The organism is Streptomyces incarnatus (assembly GCF_001027185.1).
In the GTDB taxonomy this organism is placed as follows: domain Bacteria; phylum Actinomycetota; class Actinomycetes; order Streptomycetales; family Streptomycetaceae; genus Streptomyces; species Streptomyces puniciscabiei.
This window is the reverse complement of record NZ_CP011497.1, coordinates 3,024,619-3,042,364: the sequence shown is the minus strand read 5'-3', so window position 1 is coordinate 3,042,364 and position 17,746 is coordinate 3,024,619. Positions and strand designations below refer to the sequence as shown.

Here is a 17,746-nt window from a genome sequence, read left to right as displayed (position 1 = left end):
GCCGTCCGGGGGCGAGAGGGCCGTGCCCCGCGGTCCGCGCCGCGATGTCGGTGGCGTGCGGCAGGATGGGACGAATGAGCGAGCAGAGCCCTGCCGAGGACACCCGCGAGGACCACGCGGACGCGCTGCCGGAGTACGCGGAGCGGGTCCTCGAGGTCGCCGAGCGGATTCCGCCGGGGCGGGTCATGACGTACGGCGATGTCGCCGAGTGGCTCGAGGAGGGGGGACCGCGCCAGGTCGGCCGGGTGATGTCGCTGTACGGAGGCGCCGTCCCGTGGTGGCGGGTGGTACGCGCCGACGGGATGCTGCTGCCCGGCCATGAACTGCGCGCGCTCGCCCACTACCGCGCGGAGGGCACGCCGCTGAAGGAGGCGGCCAGGAGCGCCGGGGGGCATCTGCCGCGGATCGACATGCGGCGGGCCCGATGGGACGGCGGGGCGGGCGCGGTGGGTCACATCTGACAGCTTCCGCCATTCGATGCCCTCGAGGAGAGCCCATGGCCCGTTCGGGTGACGCCGGGGACATCCGTGGCATGACGTACGTTCGTGGGTTGTGGGACGCACGTGGTCCGCGCGCCATGAGGGAAGAAGCGGAAGCCCTGCTTCCGTCCCGTGTGGCGGCGTAGCGTCGGCTGCACGTGTCCCCCTCACCCCGCGGCCACCGCCTCGCACCCGTGACCGCCCGCCCACCAGCACGAACACCAGGACCGGCCCATCACGTGAGCTCCTCTTCCTCCACCAGGCGCCTGCCGCACCCCCCGGTGCGGCAGGGGAGCCGTGGCGCTTACCGACTGGTCCGTACCCCGCCGGCCGCCGTCGACCCCCCTCGTCTGGACGCGGCACAGCGCGCCGTGGTTGACCACCGCGCCGGACCCCTGCTCGTCCTCGCCGGCCCCGGCACCGGCAAGACCACCACCCTCGTCGAGTCCGTGGCCGCGCGGATCGCCCGCGGTGCCGACCCCGAGCGCATCCTGGTGCTGACGTTCAGCCGCAAGGCCGCCGTCGACCTGCGCGACCGCATGGCCGTGCGCATCGGCGCCGCCCGCGCGCCCCGGGCGACCACGTTCCACTCGTACTGCTACGCACTGGTGCGCGCCCACCAGGACAGCCACCTGTTCACCGAGCCGCTGCGGCTGCTCTCCGGCCCGGAGCAGGACGTCACGGTCCGCGAGCTGCTCGCCGGGCAGCCCGAACTGCAGCGGCTCGGACTGGCCCATGTGCGCTGGCCCGACGAGCTGCGCGCCTGCCTGACCACGCGGGGCTTCGCCGACGAGGTCCGCGCCGTCCTCGCCCGCAGCCGCGAGCTGGGCCTCGGTCCCGACGCGCTGGACGCCTTCGCCCGCCGCATCGGGCGCCCCGACTGGCGCGCCGCGGCCGCGTTCCTCGCCGAGTACCTGGACGTGCTCGACCTGCAGGGCGTGATCGACTACGCGGAACTGGTCCACCGCGCGGTCCTGCTCGCCCGCCGCCCCGAGACCGCCGTACGGCTCGCCGCCCAGTACGACGCCGTGTACGTCGACGAGTACCAGGACACCGACCCCGCCCAGGTACGGCTCCTGCACGCGCTGGCCGGCGGCGGACGGACCCTGGTGGCCTTCGGCGACCCCGACCAGTCGATCTACGCCTTCCGGGGCGCGGACGTGAACGGCATCCTCGACTTCCCGGCGGCTTTCCCGCGCGCGGACGGCCGCCCCGCCCCCGTCGAGGTGCTGCGCGCCTCCCACCGTTCCGGCGCGGCCCTGCTGGCCGCCACCCGGCTGATCACCCAGCGCATGCCGCTGCCCCGGCTGCCCGCCGACAAGGTCCGCGCGCACCGCGAGCCGGTGGCCGTGCGGGACGGGGGACGCGTAGAGGTCTACACGTACCCGACGGCCGGTACAGAACTGGACAACATCGCGGACATCCTGCGCCGTGCGCACCTGGAGGACGGCGTCGCCTGGAGCGACATGGCCGTCCTGGTCCGGGCCGGCTCCCGCAGCCTGCCGACCCTGCGCCGCGCCCTCACCGCGGCCGGCGTCCCGCTGGACATCGACGGCGACGACCTGCCGCTGCGCCACGAGCCGGCCGTGGCCCCCCTGCTCACCGCCCTGCGCGCGGTGGCCATGGCGGAGTCCCGGAGTCACGAGGAGAGCGCGGGCGCGCTCGCAGGCCCGCTCCAGGAACTCGCAGCTTCCGGGGAACCCGAGGGAACCACCTCCGCACCCGAGGGAACCACCTCCGAAAAGGCTGAAGGGGCTGAGGAGGCCGCCACCGCGGACGCCGCTCCCGAGGACGCCGCCCCCCAGGACACCGCAGAGCCGGCCCCCGACGCCACCTGGCTCGACACCGAGACCGCGCTCACCCTGCTCGCCTCCCCCCTCGCCGGCATGGACCCGGCCGACCTGCGCCGCCTCGGCCGTGCCCTGCGCGAGGAGGAGCGGGCGGCCGGCAACCCGCTGCCGCCCCCCTCCGACGTACTGCTCGCCCGGGCGCTCGCCGAACCCGAGCGCCTGGCCGTGCACGACCCGGCGTACGCGCGCGGGGCGCAGCGCCTCGGCGCCCTGCTCCGCAAGGCCCGCGAACGGCTCGCGGGCGGCGGCACGGCCGAGGAGGCGCTGTGGGACTTGTGGGAGGGCACGCCCTGGCCCGCGCGGCTGGAGCGGGCCGCCCGGCGCGGCGGCGCCGCAGGCCGCAACGCCGACCGGGACCTGGACGCCGTGTGCGCGCTGTTCGCCACCGCCGCGCGCGCGGAGGAGCGCACCGGAGGCCGTGGCGCGCTGAACTTCCTCGCGGAGATCGAGGCCGAGGACATCGCCGCCGACACGCTCGCCCGCCGCGCGGTACGCCCCGACGCCGTCCGCCTGATGACCGCGCACCGCGCCAAGGGCCTGCAGTGGCGGCTGGTCGTGGTCGCCGGTGTCCAGGAGGGCCTGTGGCCCGACCTGCGCCGCCGCGGCTCCCTGCTGGAGGCCGACCGCATCGGCCGCGACGGACTCGCCGAACCGCTCACCCCGGGCGCCCTGCTGGCCGAGGAGCGCCGCTTGTTCTACGTCGCCGCCACGCGCGCGCGTGAACGTCTCGTCGTGACCGCTGTGAAGGCGCCGGCCGACGACGGTGACCAGCCGTCCCGCTTCCTGACCGAACTCGGCGTCGAACCCCGGGACGTCACGGGCCGCCCCCGCCGCCCGCTGTCCGTGGCCGCCCTCGTCGCCGAGCTGCGCGCCACCACGGTCGACCCGCGCGCCTCCGCCGCCCTGCGGGAGGCCGCCGCCCGGCGCCTGGCCCGGCTCGCCGCGCTCGCCGACGAGGACGGCCGCCCCCTGGTGCCGTCCGCGCACCCCTACCGCTGGTGGGGCATGTACGACCCGACGGAGAGCAAGGTGCCGCTGCGCCACCGCGACCGGCCGGTCGTGCTCTCCGGCAGCGCCCTCGACCAGCTCGCCAACACCTGTGCGCTGCAGTGGTTCCTGGGTCGCGAGGTCAAGGCGGACGCCCCGGCCACCACCGCCCAGGGCTTCGGCAACGTCGTCCACGTCCTCGCCGACGAGGTCGCCTCCGGCCGCAGCCCGGCCGACCTCGACGTCCTCATGGAGCGCCTGGACTCGGTGTGGAACGCGCTCGCCTTCGACGCGCCCTGGAAGTCGCAGCAGGAGAAGGACAACGCGCGCGTGGCGCTCGAGCGCTTCCTGAACTGGCATGTGCTGGACCGCACCGGACGCGCCCCGGTGGCGAGTGAGCAGGACTTCGACGTCACCCTCGAAGCGGGCGACTACCAGGTCCGCATCCGCGGCCAGATGGACCGCGTGGAGACGGACGCCGAGGGCCGTGCCTACGTGGTGGACTTCAAGACCGGAAAGCAGGCGCCCAGCGCCGCCGAGGTGGCCCGCCACCCCCAGCTCGCCGTCTACCAGCTCGCCCTCCGGGAAGGCGCCGCCGACGAGGCCTTCGACGGCGTGCGTCCCGAACCCGGCGGCGCCGAACTGGTGCACCTCAGACAGGGCGCCGCCCGGCGCGACGGAGGCGACAGCCTGCCCAAGGTGCAGACCCAGGAGCCGTTGTCGGGGGAGTGGGTCGGCGAGCTGCTGGCCACGGCCGCCGGCAAGGTCCTCGACGAGCGGTTCGCGCCGAACACCGGCCAGCACTGCACGCACTGTGCGTTCCGCGCCTCGTGCAGCGCCCGGCCCGAGGGACGCCACGTGGTCGAGTGAGCCACCGTCAGATGCGGGAGTGACGTACGGCACCACCCATGCTGACCTGCGCTTCTTCCTCCCCGGAAGGTCGATCCGGACCCGACTGTCGGTGCCCGCCGCTAGCCTTTTCCGACATGCCCTCCCGTATCACCGACCCCGAGCAGCTCAAGGAGCTACTCGGCATCCCGTTCACCCCGGAGCAGACGGCCTGCATCACCGCGCCGCCCGCCCCGCAGGTGATCGTGGCCGGAGCCGGGTCGGGCAAGACCACCGTGATGGCCGCCCGCGTGGTCTGGCTGGTCGGCACCGGCCAGGTCGCTCCCGAGCAGGTCCTCGGCCTGACCTTCACCAACAAGGCCGCCGGCGAACTGGCCGAACGCGTCCGCAAGGCACTGATCAAGGCCGGCGTCACCGACCCGGACGTCATCGATCCCGACAACCCGCCCGGCGAGCCCGTGATCTCGACGTACCACGCCTTCGCCGGCCGCCTCCTCACCGACCACGGCCTGCGCCTCGGCCTGGAGCCCACCTCCCGCCTCCTCGCCGACGCCACCCGCTACCAGCTCGCCGCGCGCGTGCTGCGCGAGGCACCCGGCCCCTACCCCGCGCTGACCCGCTCCTTCGCCGACCTCGTCAGCGACCTGCTCGCCCTCGACTCCGAGCTCGCCGAACACCTCGTCGACCCCGAGGAGCTGCGCCTCTGGGACGCGGACCTGCTGCGCACCCTCCAGAGCGCCAAGCTCACCAACGCCGATCTGCGCAAGGTGCCCGAGACGGCCGCCGCGCGCCGCGAGCTGGCCGACCTCGTCCGCCGCTACCGGACCGCCAAACGCGAACGCGACCTGCTCGACTTCGGCGACCAGATCGCCCTGTCCGCCCGCCTCGCCCGCATCCCCGAGGTCGGCCGGCTGCTGCGCGAGGAGTTCCGCGTGGTGCTCCTGGACGAGTACCAGGACACCTCCGTGGCCCAACGCGTCCTGCTGGCGGGCCTGTTCGGCGGCGGAACGGGCCATCCCGTGACCGCCGTAGGCGACCCCTGCCAGGCCATCTACGGCTGGCGCGGTGCCTCCGTCGCCAACCTGGACGACTTCCCCGCGCACTTCGCGCACGCCGACGGCCGCCCCGCCACCCGGCAGGCGCTCAGCGAGAACCGCCGCAGCGGCGGCCGCCTCCTCGACCTCGCCAACGGACTCGCCGAACCCCTGCGCGCCATGCACGCGGGCGTGGAGGCCCTGCGCCCGGCCCCCGGCGCCGAGTACGACGGCACGGTCCGCTGCGCCCTGCTGCCCACCCACGCCGAGGAGATCGACTGGATCGCCGGCTCCATCGCCCACCTCGTGCACACCGGCACGGCCCCCGGCGAGATCGCCGTCCTGTGCCGTACGGCGACCGACTTCGCCGAGATCCAGGGTGCCCTGGTGGCCCGGGACGTCCCCGTCGAGGTGGTCGGCCTGTCCGGGCTGCTGCACCTGCCGGAGGTCGCCGACCTCGTCGCCGTCTGCGAGGTCCTGCAGGACCCCGGCGCCAACGCCTCCCTGGTGCGCCTGCTCACCGGCCCGCGCTGGCGCATCGGCCCCCGCGACCTCGCCCTCCTGGGCCGCCGCGCCCGCCTCCTGGTGGCCCACGCACGCGTGGCGGACGGCGACGACCCCGACCGCCGGCTCGCCGCGGCCGTCGAAGGGGTCGATCCGGCGGAGGTGATATCGCTCGCGGACGCCCTCGACACCTTCCTCGAATCACCGAGGGAGGACGACACCGAGGACGACGAGCTGCCGTTCTCGGCGGACGCGCGCGTGCGCTTCGCCCGGCTGGCGACCGAGCTGCGCGACCTGCGCCGCTCGCTGTCCGACCCGCTGATGGACGTCCTGCACCGCGTGCTCGCCGTCACCGGCCTGGAGGTGGAGCTGTCGGCGTCCCCGCACGCCCTGGCCGCCCGCCGCCGCGAGACCCTGTCCAACTTCCTGGACACCGCCGCCTCCTTCGCGGCGAGTGACAGCGAGGCCACCCTGCTCGCCTTCCTCGGCTTCCTGCGCACCGCCGCGCAGTACGAGAAGGGCCTCGACAACGCCCTGCCCGGCGGCGAGAACACCGTCAAGGTGCTCACCGCCCACAAGTCCAAGGGCCTGGAGTGGGACGTCGTGGCCGTCCCCGGACTGGTCAAGGGCACCTTCCCCAGCGCGCAGGGCCGCGAGAAGTGGACGGCACAGGCCAAGGTGGTGCCGCACGCCCTGCGGGGCGACACCGACACCCTGCCCGACGTCGACAGCTGGGACGCGCGCGGCATGAAGGCCTTCCACGAGGCCATGAAGGACCACCAGCACACCGAGGAGCTCCGCCTCGGCTACGTCACCTTCACCCGGCCCCGCTCCCTCCTGCTGGGTTCCGGCCACTGGTGGGGCCCCAGCCAGAAGAAGCCGCGCGGCCCCTCCGACTTCCTCCAGGCCCTCCACGACCACTGCGCCGCCGGGTACGGCGAGATCGAGGCCTGGGCGGAGGAGCCCGCCGAGGACGCGGAGAACCCGGCGCTGCACACGGCCGGCGCCGACCAGGTGTGGCCGCTCCCGCTGGACGCCGCCGCCCTGGCCCGCCGCCGCGCGGCCGCCGAGACCGTCCTGGCCCACCTGGACGCGCTCGCCGCCCAGGACACCACCCACCCGCCGGCCGCCCACGACCCCGCCGCCCTCGACGACCCGGACTGGCCCGTACCCCCGGACGAAGAGGACGGTTACGACCGGGACCCCTACAGCGACGAACCGTACGAGCCCGATGCCGGGGAACCGTACGCGGGCGAGCCCTACGCCGGACACCCGTACGCGGGCGAGCCCCACGCCGAGGGCCCGTACGACGACGACCCGTACGGGAGCGAGGCCCCGTACGCGGACGGCACCGGTGCTCAGGATCCCGACGGATGGGACTCCTGGAGCGCCGAGCGGCCGACCGTTCCCCACCAGGCGCCCCCGCCCGGCGCCCGCGCCCCGCACGGTCCCGCCCCCGATGCCTCCCTCACCCCCGAGGAGGCCCGCGCCATCGCCTCCTGGGACCGTGACCTGGACGCGCTCACCGGAGAGCTGCTGCGCGCCCGCCAGGCCGTCACCGACGTCCCGCTGCCCGCCACGCTCACCGCCTCCCAGCTGCTGCGCCTGGCCGAGGACCCGGACGGGCTCGCGCAGGAACTCGCGCGCCCCATGCCGCGCCCCCCGCAACCGGCCGCACGCCGGGGCACCCGGTTCCACGCCTGGGTCGAAGCCCGCTTCGAGGAACTGCGACTGCCCCTGCTCGAACCGGACGAGCTGCCGGGCAGCGACGCCGAGATCGCCGACGAACAGGACCTGGAAGCCCTGAAGGAGGCCTTCGAACGCACCGAGTACGCCCGGCGCACCCCCTACCGGGTCGAGGCCCCCTTCCAGCTCACCCTCGCCGGCCGCGTCGTACGAGGCCGTATCGACGCGGTGTACCAGCACGGCGACGGCGAGAGGACGACGTACGAGATCGTCGACTGGAAGACCAGCCGCACCCGCACCGCCGACCCGCTCCAGCTCGCCGTGTACCGGCTGGCCTGGGCCGAGCAGCAGGGCGTGCCGCCGGAGTCGGTCACGGCCGCCTTCGTCTATGTGCGCAGCGGCGAGGTCGTACGGCCGCGTGACCTGCCGGACCGGGCCGCCCTGGAACGGCTCCTCAGGGAGGACACCCGAGCGGCAGACTCCGGAACGGAAGACTCCGAAACGGCACGGCGGGCACCCTGAGTGTGACGAACCGCCCGCCGAGGTTGTCGGTGCGGGCCGATAGGCTCGTGGGCATGAGCCAGACCCCGGACAGCGCCGTCCGCACGTACATCGAGCAGCACCGCGCCGCCTTCCTCGACGACCTCACGGCATGGCTGCGCATCCCCTCCGTGTCGGCCCAGCCCGACCACGCGACCGACGTACGGCGCAGCGCCGACTGGCTCGCGGCCAAACTCAAGGAGACCGGCTTCCCGACGGCCGAGGTCTGGCTGACCCCCGGCGCCCCGGCCGTCTTCGCCGAGTGGCCCTCCGGCGACCCCGAGGCGCCCACCGTCCTCGTCTACGGCCACCACGACGTGCAGCCCGCCGCCCGCGAGGACGGCTGGGACAGCGACCCCTTCGAGCCGGTCGTCCGCGGAAACCGCCTCTACGCGCGCGGGGCGGCCGACGACAAGGGCCAGGTGTTCTTCCACACACTCGGCGTCCGCGCCCACCTCGCCGCCACCGGGCGCACCGCCCCCGCCGTCAACCTGAAGCTGCTGATCGAAGGCGAGGAGGAGTCCGGCTCCCCGCACTTCCGGGCCCTGGTCGAGGAGCACGCGGGCCGGCTCGCCGCCGACGCCGTGATCGTCTCCGACACCGGCATGTGGTCCGAGGACACCCCGACCGTGTGCACCGGTATGCGCGGCCTCGCCGAGTGCGAGATCCGGCTGTACGGCCCCGGCCAGGACATCCACTCCGGCTCCTTCGGCGGCGCGGTGCCCAACCCGGCCACCGCCGCCGCCCGCCTGGTCGCCGCCCTGCACGACGAGCACGCGCGCGTGGCGATCCCAGGCTTCTACGACGGCATCGTGGAGCTGACCGACCGCGAGCGCGAACTGTTCGCCGAGCTGCCCTTCGACGAGGAGCGCTGGCTGGAGACGGCCAAATCCCGCGCCGCCCACGGCGAGGCCGGATACAGCACCCTCGAACGCATCTGGGCCCGCCCGACCGCCGAGGTCAACGGCATCGGCGGCGGCTACCAGGGCCCCGGCAGCAAGACGATCATCCCGTCCTCGGCCATGGTGAAACTGTCCTTCCGCATGGTCGCGGGCCAGGAACCCGACCACCTCGAGAAGGCCGTCCGCGACTGGGCCGGGACACAGGTGCCCGCCGGGATCCGGCACGAGATCCGCTTCGGCGCGGCCACCCGGCCGTGCCTGACGCCGCTCGACCACCCCGCACTGCAGTCCGTGGTCCGCGCCATGGGCCGGGCCTTCGAGAAGCCGGTCCGCTTCACCCGCGAGGGCGGCTCCGGACCCGCCGCCGACCTCCAGGACGTCCTCGGCGCCCCCGTGCTCTTCCTGGGTATCTCCGTCCCCTCCGACGGCTGGCACGCCCCGAACGAGAAGGTCGAGCTGGACCTCCTCCTCAAGGGCGTCGAGACCAGTGCCTACCTGTGGGGTGACCTGGCCGAGCACTGGCGGCCCACGCCCTGACCGACCGGCCCCGTACGGGAGGGCATCGCGCGCGGGGCACACTGGAACGACCGTCCCGCCCGTCCCACCCGCGCCCGGCCCGGTGCCCGCCCGCCCACGTCCCGCCGAACGACCCGCCGAACCAACCGCTGCACTGGGGGAGTTGGAAGCACCCGTGACCACCTGGACCGACGACACAGCCGATCGACCCATCTCGCTGACCGCCCCGAGCGGCATCGACCGCGCCGCCCACCACCGGCTCGACGAGGCCTGGCTCGCGGCGGCGTGGAGCCACCCCACGACCCGCTGCTTCGTGGTCTCCGGCGGCCAGGTGCTCATCGACGAGACACCGGACGGCCGCACCGAGCTCGTCATGACGCCCTCGTTCGAGGCCCCGCTCACCGAGGCGCACCGCTACTTCCTCGGCATCGACGAGGACGGCGTCAGCTACTTCGCGCTCCAGAAGGACGCGCTGCCCGGCCGTATCGACCAGTCCGCACGCCCCGCGGGCCTGCGCGAGGCCGGACTGCTCCTGTCACCGCGCGACGCGGGCCTCATGGTGCACGCGGTCGGCCTGGAGAACTGGCAGCGCACCCACCGCTTCTGCTCCCGCTGCGGCGAGCGCACGGTGATCGCCGCCGCCGGTCACATCCGCCGCTGCCCGGCCTGCGGCGCCGAGCACTACCCGCGCACCGACCCGGCCGTGATCATGGCCGTGACCGACGCGGACGACCGCATCCTGCTCGGCCGCCAGGTCCACTGGCCCGAGGGCCGCTTCTCCACGCTCGCCGGCTTCGTCGAACCCGGTGAGTCCATCGAGCAGGCGGTGCGCCGGGAGGTGTCCGAGGAGGTCGGGGTCACCGTCGGTGCCGTGGACTACGTGGCCAGCCAGCCCTGGCCCTTCCCGTCCAGCCTGATGCTCGGCTTCATGGCCCGCGCCACCTCGACCGAGATCGACGTCGACGGCGACGAGATCCACGAGGCCCGCTGGTTCTCCCGGGAGGAACTGCACGAGGCCTTCGAGTCCGGCGAGGTGCTGCCGCCCTACGGCATCTCCATCGCGGCCCGCCTGATCGAGATGTGGTACGGCAAGCCGCTGCCGACGCGCAGCTTCGTCTGAGACAGCGTCCGAGACACAGCAGGGCGGCCCCTGATCCTGTTCAGGGGCCGCCCTGCTGCGGTCACCGCGGAAGCCCGCGGAGCGTCACGCGGCGAGCTTCTGCTTCACCTGGGCCAGCGACGGGTTCGTCAGCGTGCTGCCGTCGGCGAAGAGCACGGTCGGGACCGTCTGGTTTCCGCCATTCGCCTTCTCCACGAAAGCGGCGGACTCGGGGTCCTGCTCGATGTTGATCTCGGTGTAGGCGATGCCCTCCCGGTCCAGCTGGCTCTTCAGCCGCCGGCAGTAGCCGCACCAAGTCGTGCTGTACATCGTCACAGTGCCCTGCATGTCTCTCGCGCTCCTCAGGCAGCTCGGAAAAACGTCCAGGGGGAGAACGTACGCGAGCCGTCCGCCATTCCCGCCCGGGGTATCCACGCGCGGTATCCACAGGCCCATGTGACGCCTGCCGCATTAGTACGACTACAGGTGCCCGCCTGTGGACAACCGGCACGCCGGCCCCGGAGGACCTGGCAGCATGGCGGGGTGACAGCAGCAACGCACTCCACCCTCTTCCCGCAGACACCGGACTCGGCCGACGCGGTGCTCGAAGGGCTCGACCCCGAGCAGCGCGCGGTGGCCACCGCCCTGCACGGGCCGGTGTGCGTCCTGGCCGGAGCGGGCACCGGCAAGACGCGGGCGATCACGCACCGCATCGCCTACGGTGTGCGCGCCGGCATCCTCCAGCCCTCCAGCGTGCTCGCCGTCACCTTCACCAACCGCGCCGCCGGAGAGATGCGCGGCCGGCTGCGCCAGCTCGGCGCCCACGGCGTCCAGGCCCGCACCTTCCACTCCGCCGCCCTGCGCCAGCTCCATTACTTCTGGCCGAAAGCGATCGGTGGTGGCATGCCCCGGCTGGTCGACCGCAAGATCCAGCTCGTCGCCGACGCGGCCGCGAGCCTGGGCACCCGGCTCGACCGGGGCGAGCTGCGGGACGTCACCGCCGAAATCGAATGGTCCAAGGTCACCCAGACCATCCCGGCCGACTACCCGTACGCGGCCGCGAAGGCCGGCCGTGAGGCCCCGCGCGATGCCACCGAGATCGCCCACCTCTACGCGGCCTACGAAGACCTCAAGCGCGACCGCGCCGTGATCGACTTCGAGGACGTCCTGCTGCTCACCGTCGCCATCCTGCAGGACCGGCACGACATCGCCGACCAGGTCCGCGCGCAGTACCAGCACTTCGTCGTCGACGAGTACCAGGACGTCAGCCCCCTGCAGCAGCGGCTGCTGGAGCTCTGGCTCGGCGACCGCGACGACCTGTGCGTCGTCGGCGACGCCAGCCAGACCATCTACTCCTTCACGGGCGCAACGCCCGACCACCTCCTCGACTTCCGCACCCGGCACCCCGGCGCCACGGTCGTCAAACTCGTCCGCGACTACCGCTCCACCCCCCAGGTGGTCCACCTCGCCAACGGCCTGCTCGCCCAGGCCCGCGGCCGCGCCGCCGACCACCGGCTGGAACTCGTCTCCCAGCGCCCCGCCGGCCCCGAACCCGTCTGCACCGAGTACACCGACGAGCCGGCCGAGGCCGAAGGCGCCGCCCGCCGCATCCGCGAGCTGATCGACGCGGGCGTCCCGGCCGCCGAGATCGCCGTCCTGTTCCGCACGAACGGACAGTCCGAGACGTACGAGCAGGCCCTCGCCGACGCCGGCGTGCCCTACCAGCTGCGCGGCGCCGAGCGCTTCTTCGACCGGCCCGAGGTGCGCAAGGCCGGCATCGCCCTGCGCGGCGCGGCCCGCTTCGGCGGCAACGACTCCCTGCTGGACGACGCCGTGGACCTGCCCTCCCAGGTGCGTGCCGTCCTGTCCTCAGAGGGCTGGACCACCGAGCCCCCGGCCGGCTCCGGCGCCGTCAGAGAGCGCTGGGAGTCCCTCGCCGCCCTGGTCAACCTCGCCCACGACCTCTCCGCCGCCAGACCCGGCGTCACCCTCGGCGACTTCGTGACGGAACTCGACGAGCGGGCGAACGCCCAGCACGCCCCGACCGTCCAGGGCGTCACCCTCGCCTCCCTGCACGCCGCCAAGGGCCTGGAGTGGGACGTGGTCTTCCTGGTCGGCATCGCCGAGGGCATGCTGCCCATCACCTACGCCAGGACCGACGAGCAGATCGAGGAGGAACGCCGGCTGCTCTACGTGGGCGTCACCCGGGCGCGGGAACGGCTCCACCTGTCCTGGGCGCTGTCCCGGTCACCCGGCACCCGCCCCAACCGCCGGCCCAGCCGCTTCCTCGACGGACTGCGCCCCGGCACCACGGCCACCGTCGGCCACAGCGGCGCCGCCGCGACCGGAGGCATCGAGCGCGGCACCACCACCGGCGCCCTCGCCGCTCCCCGCCGTACCCAGCGCACCCCGGCCCGCTGCCGGGTCTGCGGCCGCACGCTCACCGACGCGGGCGAGATGAAGCTGATGCGCTGCGAGGACTGTCCCTCGGACATGGACGAGGGACTCTACGAACGGCTGCGGGAGTGGCGGGCCGTCCAGGCCGAGCGCAGCGGACAGCCGGACTTCTGCGTCTTCACCGACCGCACCCTGATGGCCATCGCCGAGGCCCGGCCCGGGACTCCGGCCGAACTCTCCCGCATCCCCGGTGTCCTCAGCCGCAAGCTGCGCAGCTACGGAACCGACGTTCTGGCCATCTGCGCAGGCCACGAGGCCGGAGAGGGCGACGAGGACGACTGATACGAACTCGTCGAAAAAATAGTTTGCGCATGCCCCGGCAATCCCCATAGGTTCTAGGCACGGACGCAGCGGCCTTCTCGAAGGGCCCGGCTCCGTGATGTACTTGCACATCCGAACGGACTGGTTCACCCCAGTCCTCGAGACGCCGAGAGGAGGCGAGTCCAGTGATCAGCATCAACAGCAGCACCATCAGCACGGCCAAACTGACCGATCGCTCGGCCGTCTCCCTGTGCATGCTCGGCGCCTCCCACCGGGGCACCGGTCTGTCCGGCATTCGTGCCGACCGTCCGGCGTCCTCCGTCGCTCTCGCGGGCCTTCCCGTCCGTGAGCGCAATGAGCGACCGACCAAGGCACTGGAAGCAGTAGCGGCACAGGCGCAGGCCTATGCCTTTGCGGCGGCCGGTGCCGGATTCCGGAAGCAGACGACGCAGCACCACCTGATGTGGGCCTTCCGTGGGCCAGAACCCTGGAGTGATCCAGCCTGATCCGATCAGGCCGGCGCCTTCAGGGCCGCGGAACCCCATCCGGGATCCGCGGCCCTTCTGTTTTCCCCAAAACGGGGACGACGGAGCGAAGGGGCCTCGGGACAAGAAAAGAACCCGGTACCCAGCCGACACCCGGTCAACCGGCCGGACCGACCAGACGAGGAAGACCAACCGTGCAACTCGAAGCGCACGCCCCGTCCGTACCGCCTTCGCAAACGATCCCCCCGCCCGGCCTCACGGAGGACTCCACCTTGACCCCCCTCACCGCGCTCACCGCGCTCGACGACGCCATCGAGAACCTCGGCGTACCCGTCCCCTGCCGCTCCTACGACCCGGAGGTCTTCTTCGCCGAGTCGCCGGCGGACGTCGAGTACGCCAAGTCCCTCTGCCGCACCTGCCCGCTGATCGAGGCCTGCCTCGCCGGCGCCAAGGAGCGGCGTGAGCCCTGGGGCGTCTGGGGTGGCGAGCTCTTCGTCCAGGGTGTCGTCGTCGCCCGGAAGCGGCCGCGTGGCCGCCCGCGGAAGAACCCGGTCACGGCATGAACACCGCAGGAACGATCGATCGCCCCCTCACGCACGACCCCCAGAAGCAGGCCCCGATGAAGCCGTCCACCAGCGAGCCCGCCGGCTCCGCGACTCCAGACGTCACCACCACCGGCGCGACCGAAGCGCGCCAGAACAGGACCCGAGAGATGCAACTCATGCAAGAAGCCCTGGCTCGTGCGCATATGCACGAACGACTCGACGACGCCGTGCGGGAACGCCGGGCCGTCCGCCTGGCGGTCGCCCAGCGGATGCAGCGCCGGGCCGAGCGCGCCTCGCTGCGCGCCCGGCGCGCGCTCGCCATGGCGGTCATGCAGTAACGATCACACCCACAGAAGAGGTGGCCTCCCGGCCCTGGGGAGGCGAAGCCTTCTGCGCGGGGGCCGGTCCGGCCGAACGGACCGGCCCCCGCGGCGCGGGCCGGTCCGGCCGAACGGACCGGCCCCCGCGGCGCGTTGTGCCCGCCGCGGTGCGTTGTACGGCGATCCGCCGCCTGCGGAGTTATCGTCGCGAGGTGACGAGTCCTCCCGGAGGAAGTGATCAGGGCGGCTCCACCCCGGAGCGCCGTGTGCTCGTGTGCGCCCGTTGCGGCGCCCCCGCCGACGGTCCTCCGCCGGCCACCTGGACCTGTTCCGTGGAGAACGGCGTCCGTCAGTACTTCTGCGACACCTGCTCCAGGGAGAACCTGAGGGCGATCGAGGGGCGGCTGGACTCGTCCTGGTGGTGAGCCGCTGCCAGGGGGCCCCTCCCCCCTCCCTCCCCCCCCCAGTTCCGGTCACGCCTCCGCTGCCGTCCCCTCCTCCTCCGTCTCAGGTTCTTCTTCGAGGGCGAAGCCCGGCAGCCACTCCTGCAGTTCCTCGCGGAGCCGTACCGTGGCGCCGAGTTGGCACAGCACGCCGATGGTGCTCAGCGTCACCCGGTGGATCAGCAGGTAGGCGGGCGGCAGGTTGAGCCGCTTGCCCAGCTGGTAGGCCGGGGAACGGGGGTCGGCGATGCGGGCGGCCTGGTTGCGCATCCAGGTGCGGTTGAAGGTGAACGCCTCGACGCGGGCCGGTTCGATGATCGGCAGCAGGTAGTCGAGGACCGCGTCGGGGTCCAGCTCTATGGACTCCTTCACGAATCCCTCCTCGCAGAGGAGTTCGTAGACCGTCTCCGCCTCGCCGTCCAGCGTCATGCGGAGCGAGATGCCGATCGGGGTCGGCAGACCGCCGGGCAGCCGGTCGACCGTGCCGAAGTCCAGGACGCCCAGACGCCAGTCGTCCTCCCCGGCCGGGCCGCCGGGCAGCAGCCGGAAGTTGCCGGGATGCGGGTCGGCGTGCAGCAGGCCGGTGCGGGCCGGGCCCGAAAAGAGGAACCGGGCCAGGAGCTGGCCGGCACGGTCGCGCTGCTCCGGGGTGCCGTCTGAGATCACCTCCGACAGCGGGATGCCGTCGATCCACTCGGTCACCAGGACCTGGTCGCACTGGTGCACCACCGCCGGGACCACCACGTCCGGGTCGTCCGCGAACTCCTCCGCGTGAACGGTCTGGGCCTGCGCCTCCAGTGCGTAGTCCAGCTCCTCGGAGACGCGGTCCCTCAGCTCCGCGATGAGCGGCTTGATGTCCATGCCGGGAATCAGCGGCCCCAACAGGCGGGCGAAACGGCTCAGTTGGCTCAGATCGGAGAGCAGGGCCTCGCCGGCGCCCGGGTACTGTACCTTGACCGCCACCTCGCGGCCGTCGTGCCACACCGCCCGGTGCACCTGCCCGATCGAGGCCGCGGCGGCCGGCTTGTCCTCGAACTCCTCGAACAGATCGCGCCAGTCCGGACCGAGCCGCTGCTCGAGCACCGCGTGCACCGTGCGGGTCGGCATCGGCGGCGCCGCCTCCTGGAGCTTGGTCAGCGCGGCGCGGTAGGGCCCGGCGATCTCCTCGGGCAGTGCGGACTCGAAGACGGACAGGGCCTGCCCGAACTTCATGGCCCCGCCCTTCAGCTCGCCGAGCACCTTGAAGAGCTGCTCCGCCGTGCGCTGTTGCAGTTCACGGCCGACGATCTCCGCGGACTCGCCCACGATCCGCTTGCCCAGCCCCCAGGTGGCCCGGCCGGCGAAGCCGAGCGGGAGCGCGGCGAGCTTGGCGGTACGGGTGACCGCCTTCCGGGGAAGATCAGACATGCGCCCTCCAGGTCCCAGTCGGCCGCGCCGCGCCCGCTGTGCGTCGTCGCTCCGTCGACGGCCGTTGCACCGCCATTGTCGCGCGCGCCGCGCCGTCGTTTGAGGGGTGCTCCTCTTTGGGTCTCTGCGCAGCGCCGCACCCGCATGCCGGATGCGGCCTGACCGGTCGGGCGTGCCAGTCGAGGCCGGGCGTGGAGGCCTCCCAGCGGGTGCCGGTGCTGGACGGCGACTCCCCGTCGAGGAAGGCCAGCGCGTGTGCCGCGGCCAGTCCGGCGACCGCCGTGGCCAGCGTCAGATCGCAGGCGCCCACCCGGCGGGCCCTGGCGCACCGCCACTGGGCGGTCAGCCGCGGCCAGGCCGGGTCCCGGTCCCCGCGGTCGAGGTGCAGACAGCGGGCGCAGCCCGACTCGCCGGGTACGACGAGCGGTCCGACGACTCCGGTGCCCTCGACCACGCCGGCGTACAGGTGGGGCGTCCCGGAGGTCATGAGCGGCTCGGCGTCGGCAGGGTCCGGCGCGTGCACGGCGACTTCGTCCCGGGGTGTGAGGACCACCAGGGAGAGCCCGGGGTCCTGGGCGACGGAGCCGGGGGAGTGGGCGCGACGGGGTGGGCGGTCGGGTGCCGCACGGCGCACGGCGGCCCGCGCCGCCGTCTCGCGGCGCTCGCCGAGCGACTCGGCGGGCAGCCCGCCCGGCGCGACGTCCCACGGCTCCACGCGTCCCACGTCGCGCACGTCGATCTCGCCGACTCCGGCGCCCGAGAGCGCCGAGGCGAGCACCGCGCCGACCCGTCCCGCGCCGCGCACCTGCACGCGCAGTGCGCGGCGGGCGGCGAGCCGGGCGAGCGCGCCGCCGGGCTCGGCCGTGGTCAGGGACAGCGCGGCGAGGTCGGGGCGCAGCCGCCGCAGGACGTCGGTCTTCGCGCGCAGGGCGTCGGCGGCCGGTCCGCCGCCGCGCGCGTCGTCGACCAGGCCCGCGCGGGTCAGGCGTGCCAGCAGGGTGTCGACCTGGCCGGCCGGGAGCCGCATGCGGCGGCCCTCCTGGCGGAGCAGCGGCAGCCCGCGGGTGCCGTTGAGCAGATCCAGGAAGGCGTGCGTCGCCGGGTCCATGGGTCCCAGTGTCAGCGCGTGCGCCGCGGTCATCCCGAACTGCACGGTCTCGCGATCACGCCAGCCGCGCCGCAGCGCGGGTTTCATCACCGGATGCATGACTGGCCCCCGTATCCCTGGAAAGCATCCCGAACGTCTCGTCGCCGGTGGAACCGGTCACGTTCCCCCGACGCCTGCCAGCATGCCGCGACCGGCCGCCCGGCGCCGAGGGTTATCCACAGGTTGGGGGTATTCGTCACACAAGAGGACTGGATAAAGGGTGTCGAACCGGGCG

General features: G+C 73.5%; 13 protein-coding genes. 10 read left to right on the top strand and 3 right to left on the bottom strand.

Features of this window, described 5'->3' with window-relative positions:
• Window positions 1-74: 74 nt before the first annotated feature.
• The 5 genes from ABB07_RS13400 to nudC all read left to right on the top strand — a co-directional run bounded on the left by ABB07_RS13400 (window position 75) and on the right by nudC (window position 10,467).
• Entirely contained in the window at window positions 75-461 is a 387-nt protein-coding gene (locus ABB07_RS13400; protein WP_208898925.1) for an MGMT family protein, read from the top strand.
• A 257-nt stretch (window positions 462-718) separates the two neighbouring features.
• Complete coding sequence (locus ABB07_RS13395; RefSeq protein ID WP_208898924.1) at window positions 719-4,186, top strand: ATP-dependent helicase; 3,468 nt, start codon at window positions 719-721, stop codon at window positions 4,184-4,186.
• A gap of 116 nt (window positions 4,187-4,302) precedes the next feature.
• Window positions 4,303-7,911: an ATP-dependent helicase gene (locus tag ABB07_RS13390; RefSeq protein ID WP_208898923.1), complete on the top strand. Its 3,609-nt coding sequence runs from the start codon at window positions 4,303-4,305 to the stop codon at window positions 7,909-7,911.
• 53 nt (window positions 7,912-7,964) lie between these two features.
• A complete protein-coding gene (locus tag ABB07_RS13385; protein WP_208898922.1) occupies window positions 7,965-9,368 on the top strand; it encodes a dipeptidase in 1,404 nt (467 codons plus the stop codon).
• Window positions 9,369-9,522: 154 nt separating this feature from the next.
• Window positions 9,523-10,467 carry an NAD(+) diphosphatase gene (gene nudC / locus ABB07_RS13380; protein WP_208898921.1) on the top strand — a complete coding sequence of 315 codons (945 nt, stop codon included), beginning with the start codon at window positions 9,523-9,525 and terminating at the stop codon, window positions 10,465-10,467.
• 84 nt (window positions 10,468-10,551) lie between these two features.
• Here nudC and ABB07_RS13375 read toward each other — a convergent pair whose 3' ends face one another.
• The gene (locus ABB07_RS13375; protein WP_030649619.1) at window positions 10,552-10,794 is read right to left on the bottom strand and encodes a mycoredoxin; all 243 of its coding nucleotides are present in this window, start codon (window positions 10,792-10,794) and stop codon (window positions 10,552-10,554) included.
• A 195-nt stretch (window positions 10,795-10,989) separates the two neighbouring features.
• Between ABB07_RS13375 and ABB07_RS13370 the strand changes: the two genes are divergently transcribed.
• The 5 genes from ABB07_RS13370 to ABB07_RS13350 all read left to right on the top strand — a co-directional run bounded on the left by ABB07_RS13370 (window position 10,990) and on the right by ABB07_RS13350 (window position 14,939).
• Window positions 10,990-13,185: an ATP-dependent DNA helicase UvrD2 gene (locus ABB07_RS13370; RefSeq protein WP_208898920.1), complete on the top strand. Its 2,196-nt coding sequence runs from the start codon at window positions 10,990-10,992 to the stop codon at window positions 13,183-13,185.
• Between the two features lie 164 nt (window positions 13,186-13,349).
• Window positions 13,350-13,670 carry a hypothetical protein gene (locus ABB07_RS13365; protein ID WP_208898919.1) on the top strand — a complete coding sequence of 107 codons (321 nt, stop codon included), beginning with the start codon at window positions 13,350-13,352 and terminating at the stop codon, window positions 13,668-13,670.
• A gap of 173 nt (window positions 13,671-13,843) precedes the next feature.
• A complete protein-coding gene (locus ABB07_RS13360) occupies window positions 13,844-14,212 on the top strand; it encodes a WhiB family transcriptional regulator (protein WP_023546912.1) in 369 nt (122 codons plus the stop codon).
• A complete protein-coding gene (locus tag ABB07_RS13355) occupies window positions 14,209-14,532 on the top strand; it encodes a hypothetical protein (protein ID WP_055706133.1) in 324 nt (107 codons plus the stop codon). The genes ABB07_RS13360 and ABB07_RS13355 overlap by 4 nt, the downstream gene beginning before the upstream one ends.
• Before the next feature lie 194 nt (window positions 14,533-14,726).
• Complete coding sequence (locus ABB07_RS13350; RefSeq protein WP_208903840.1) at window positions 14,727-14,939, top strand: hypothetical protein; 213 nt, start codon at window positions 14,727-14,729, stop codon at window positions 14,937-14,939.
• A gap of 48 nt (window positions 14,940-14,987) precedes the next feature.
• Here the strand turns inward: ABB07_RS13350 and ABB07_RS13345 are convergent, their stop codons facing one another.
• Complete coding sequence (locus ABB07_RS13345; RefSeq protein ID WP_208898918.1) at window positions 14,988-16,364, bottom strand: ABC1 kinase family protein; 1,377 nt, start codon at window positions 16,362-16,364, stop codon at window positions 14,988-14,990.
• On the bottom strand, window positions 16,357-17,571 hold the full coding sequence (locus tag ABB07_RS13340; RefSeq protein ID WP_208898917.1) for a TOMM precursor leader peptide-binding protein: 1,215 nt from the start codon (window positions 17,569-17,571) through the stop codon (window positions 16,357-16,359). The genes ABB07_RS13345 and ABB07_RS13340 overlap by 8 nt, the downstream gene beginning before the upstream one ends.
• Window positions 17,572-17,746 lie beyond the last annotated feature (175 nt).

Coding starts and splice junctions, on each gene's coding strand:
- ABB07_RS13400 (WP_208898925.1), top strand. CDS start 75: ATGAGCGAGCAGAGCCCTGCCGAGGACACCCGCGAGGACCACGCGGAC.
- ABB07_RS13390 (WP_208898923.1), top strand. CDS start 4,303: ATGCCCTCCCGTATCACCGACCCCGAGCAGCTCAAGGAGCTACTCGGC.
- ABB07_RS13385 (WP_208898922.1), top strand. CDS start 7,965: ATGAGCCAGACCCCGGACAGCGCCGTCCGCACGTACATCGAGCAGCAC.
- ABB07_RS13375 (WP_030649619.1), bottom strand. CDS start 10,794: ATGCAGGGCACTGTGACGATGTACAGCACGACTTGGTGCGGCTACTGC.
- ABB07_RS13355 (WP_055706133.1), top strand. CDS start 14,209: ATGAACACCGCAGGAACGATCGATCGCCCCCTCACGCACGACCCCCAG.
- ABB07_RS13345 (WP_208898918.1), bottom strand. CDS start 16,364: ATGTCTGATCTTCCCCGGAAGGCGGTCACCCGTACCGCCAAGCTCGCC.
- ABB07_RS13340 (WP_208898917.1), bottom strand. CDS start 17,571: ATGCATCCGGTGATGAAACCCGCGCTGCGGCGCGGCTGGCGTGATCGC.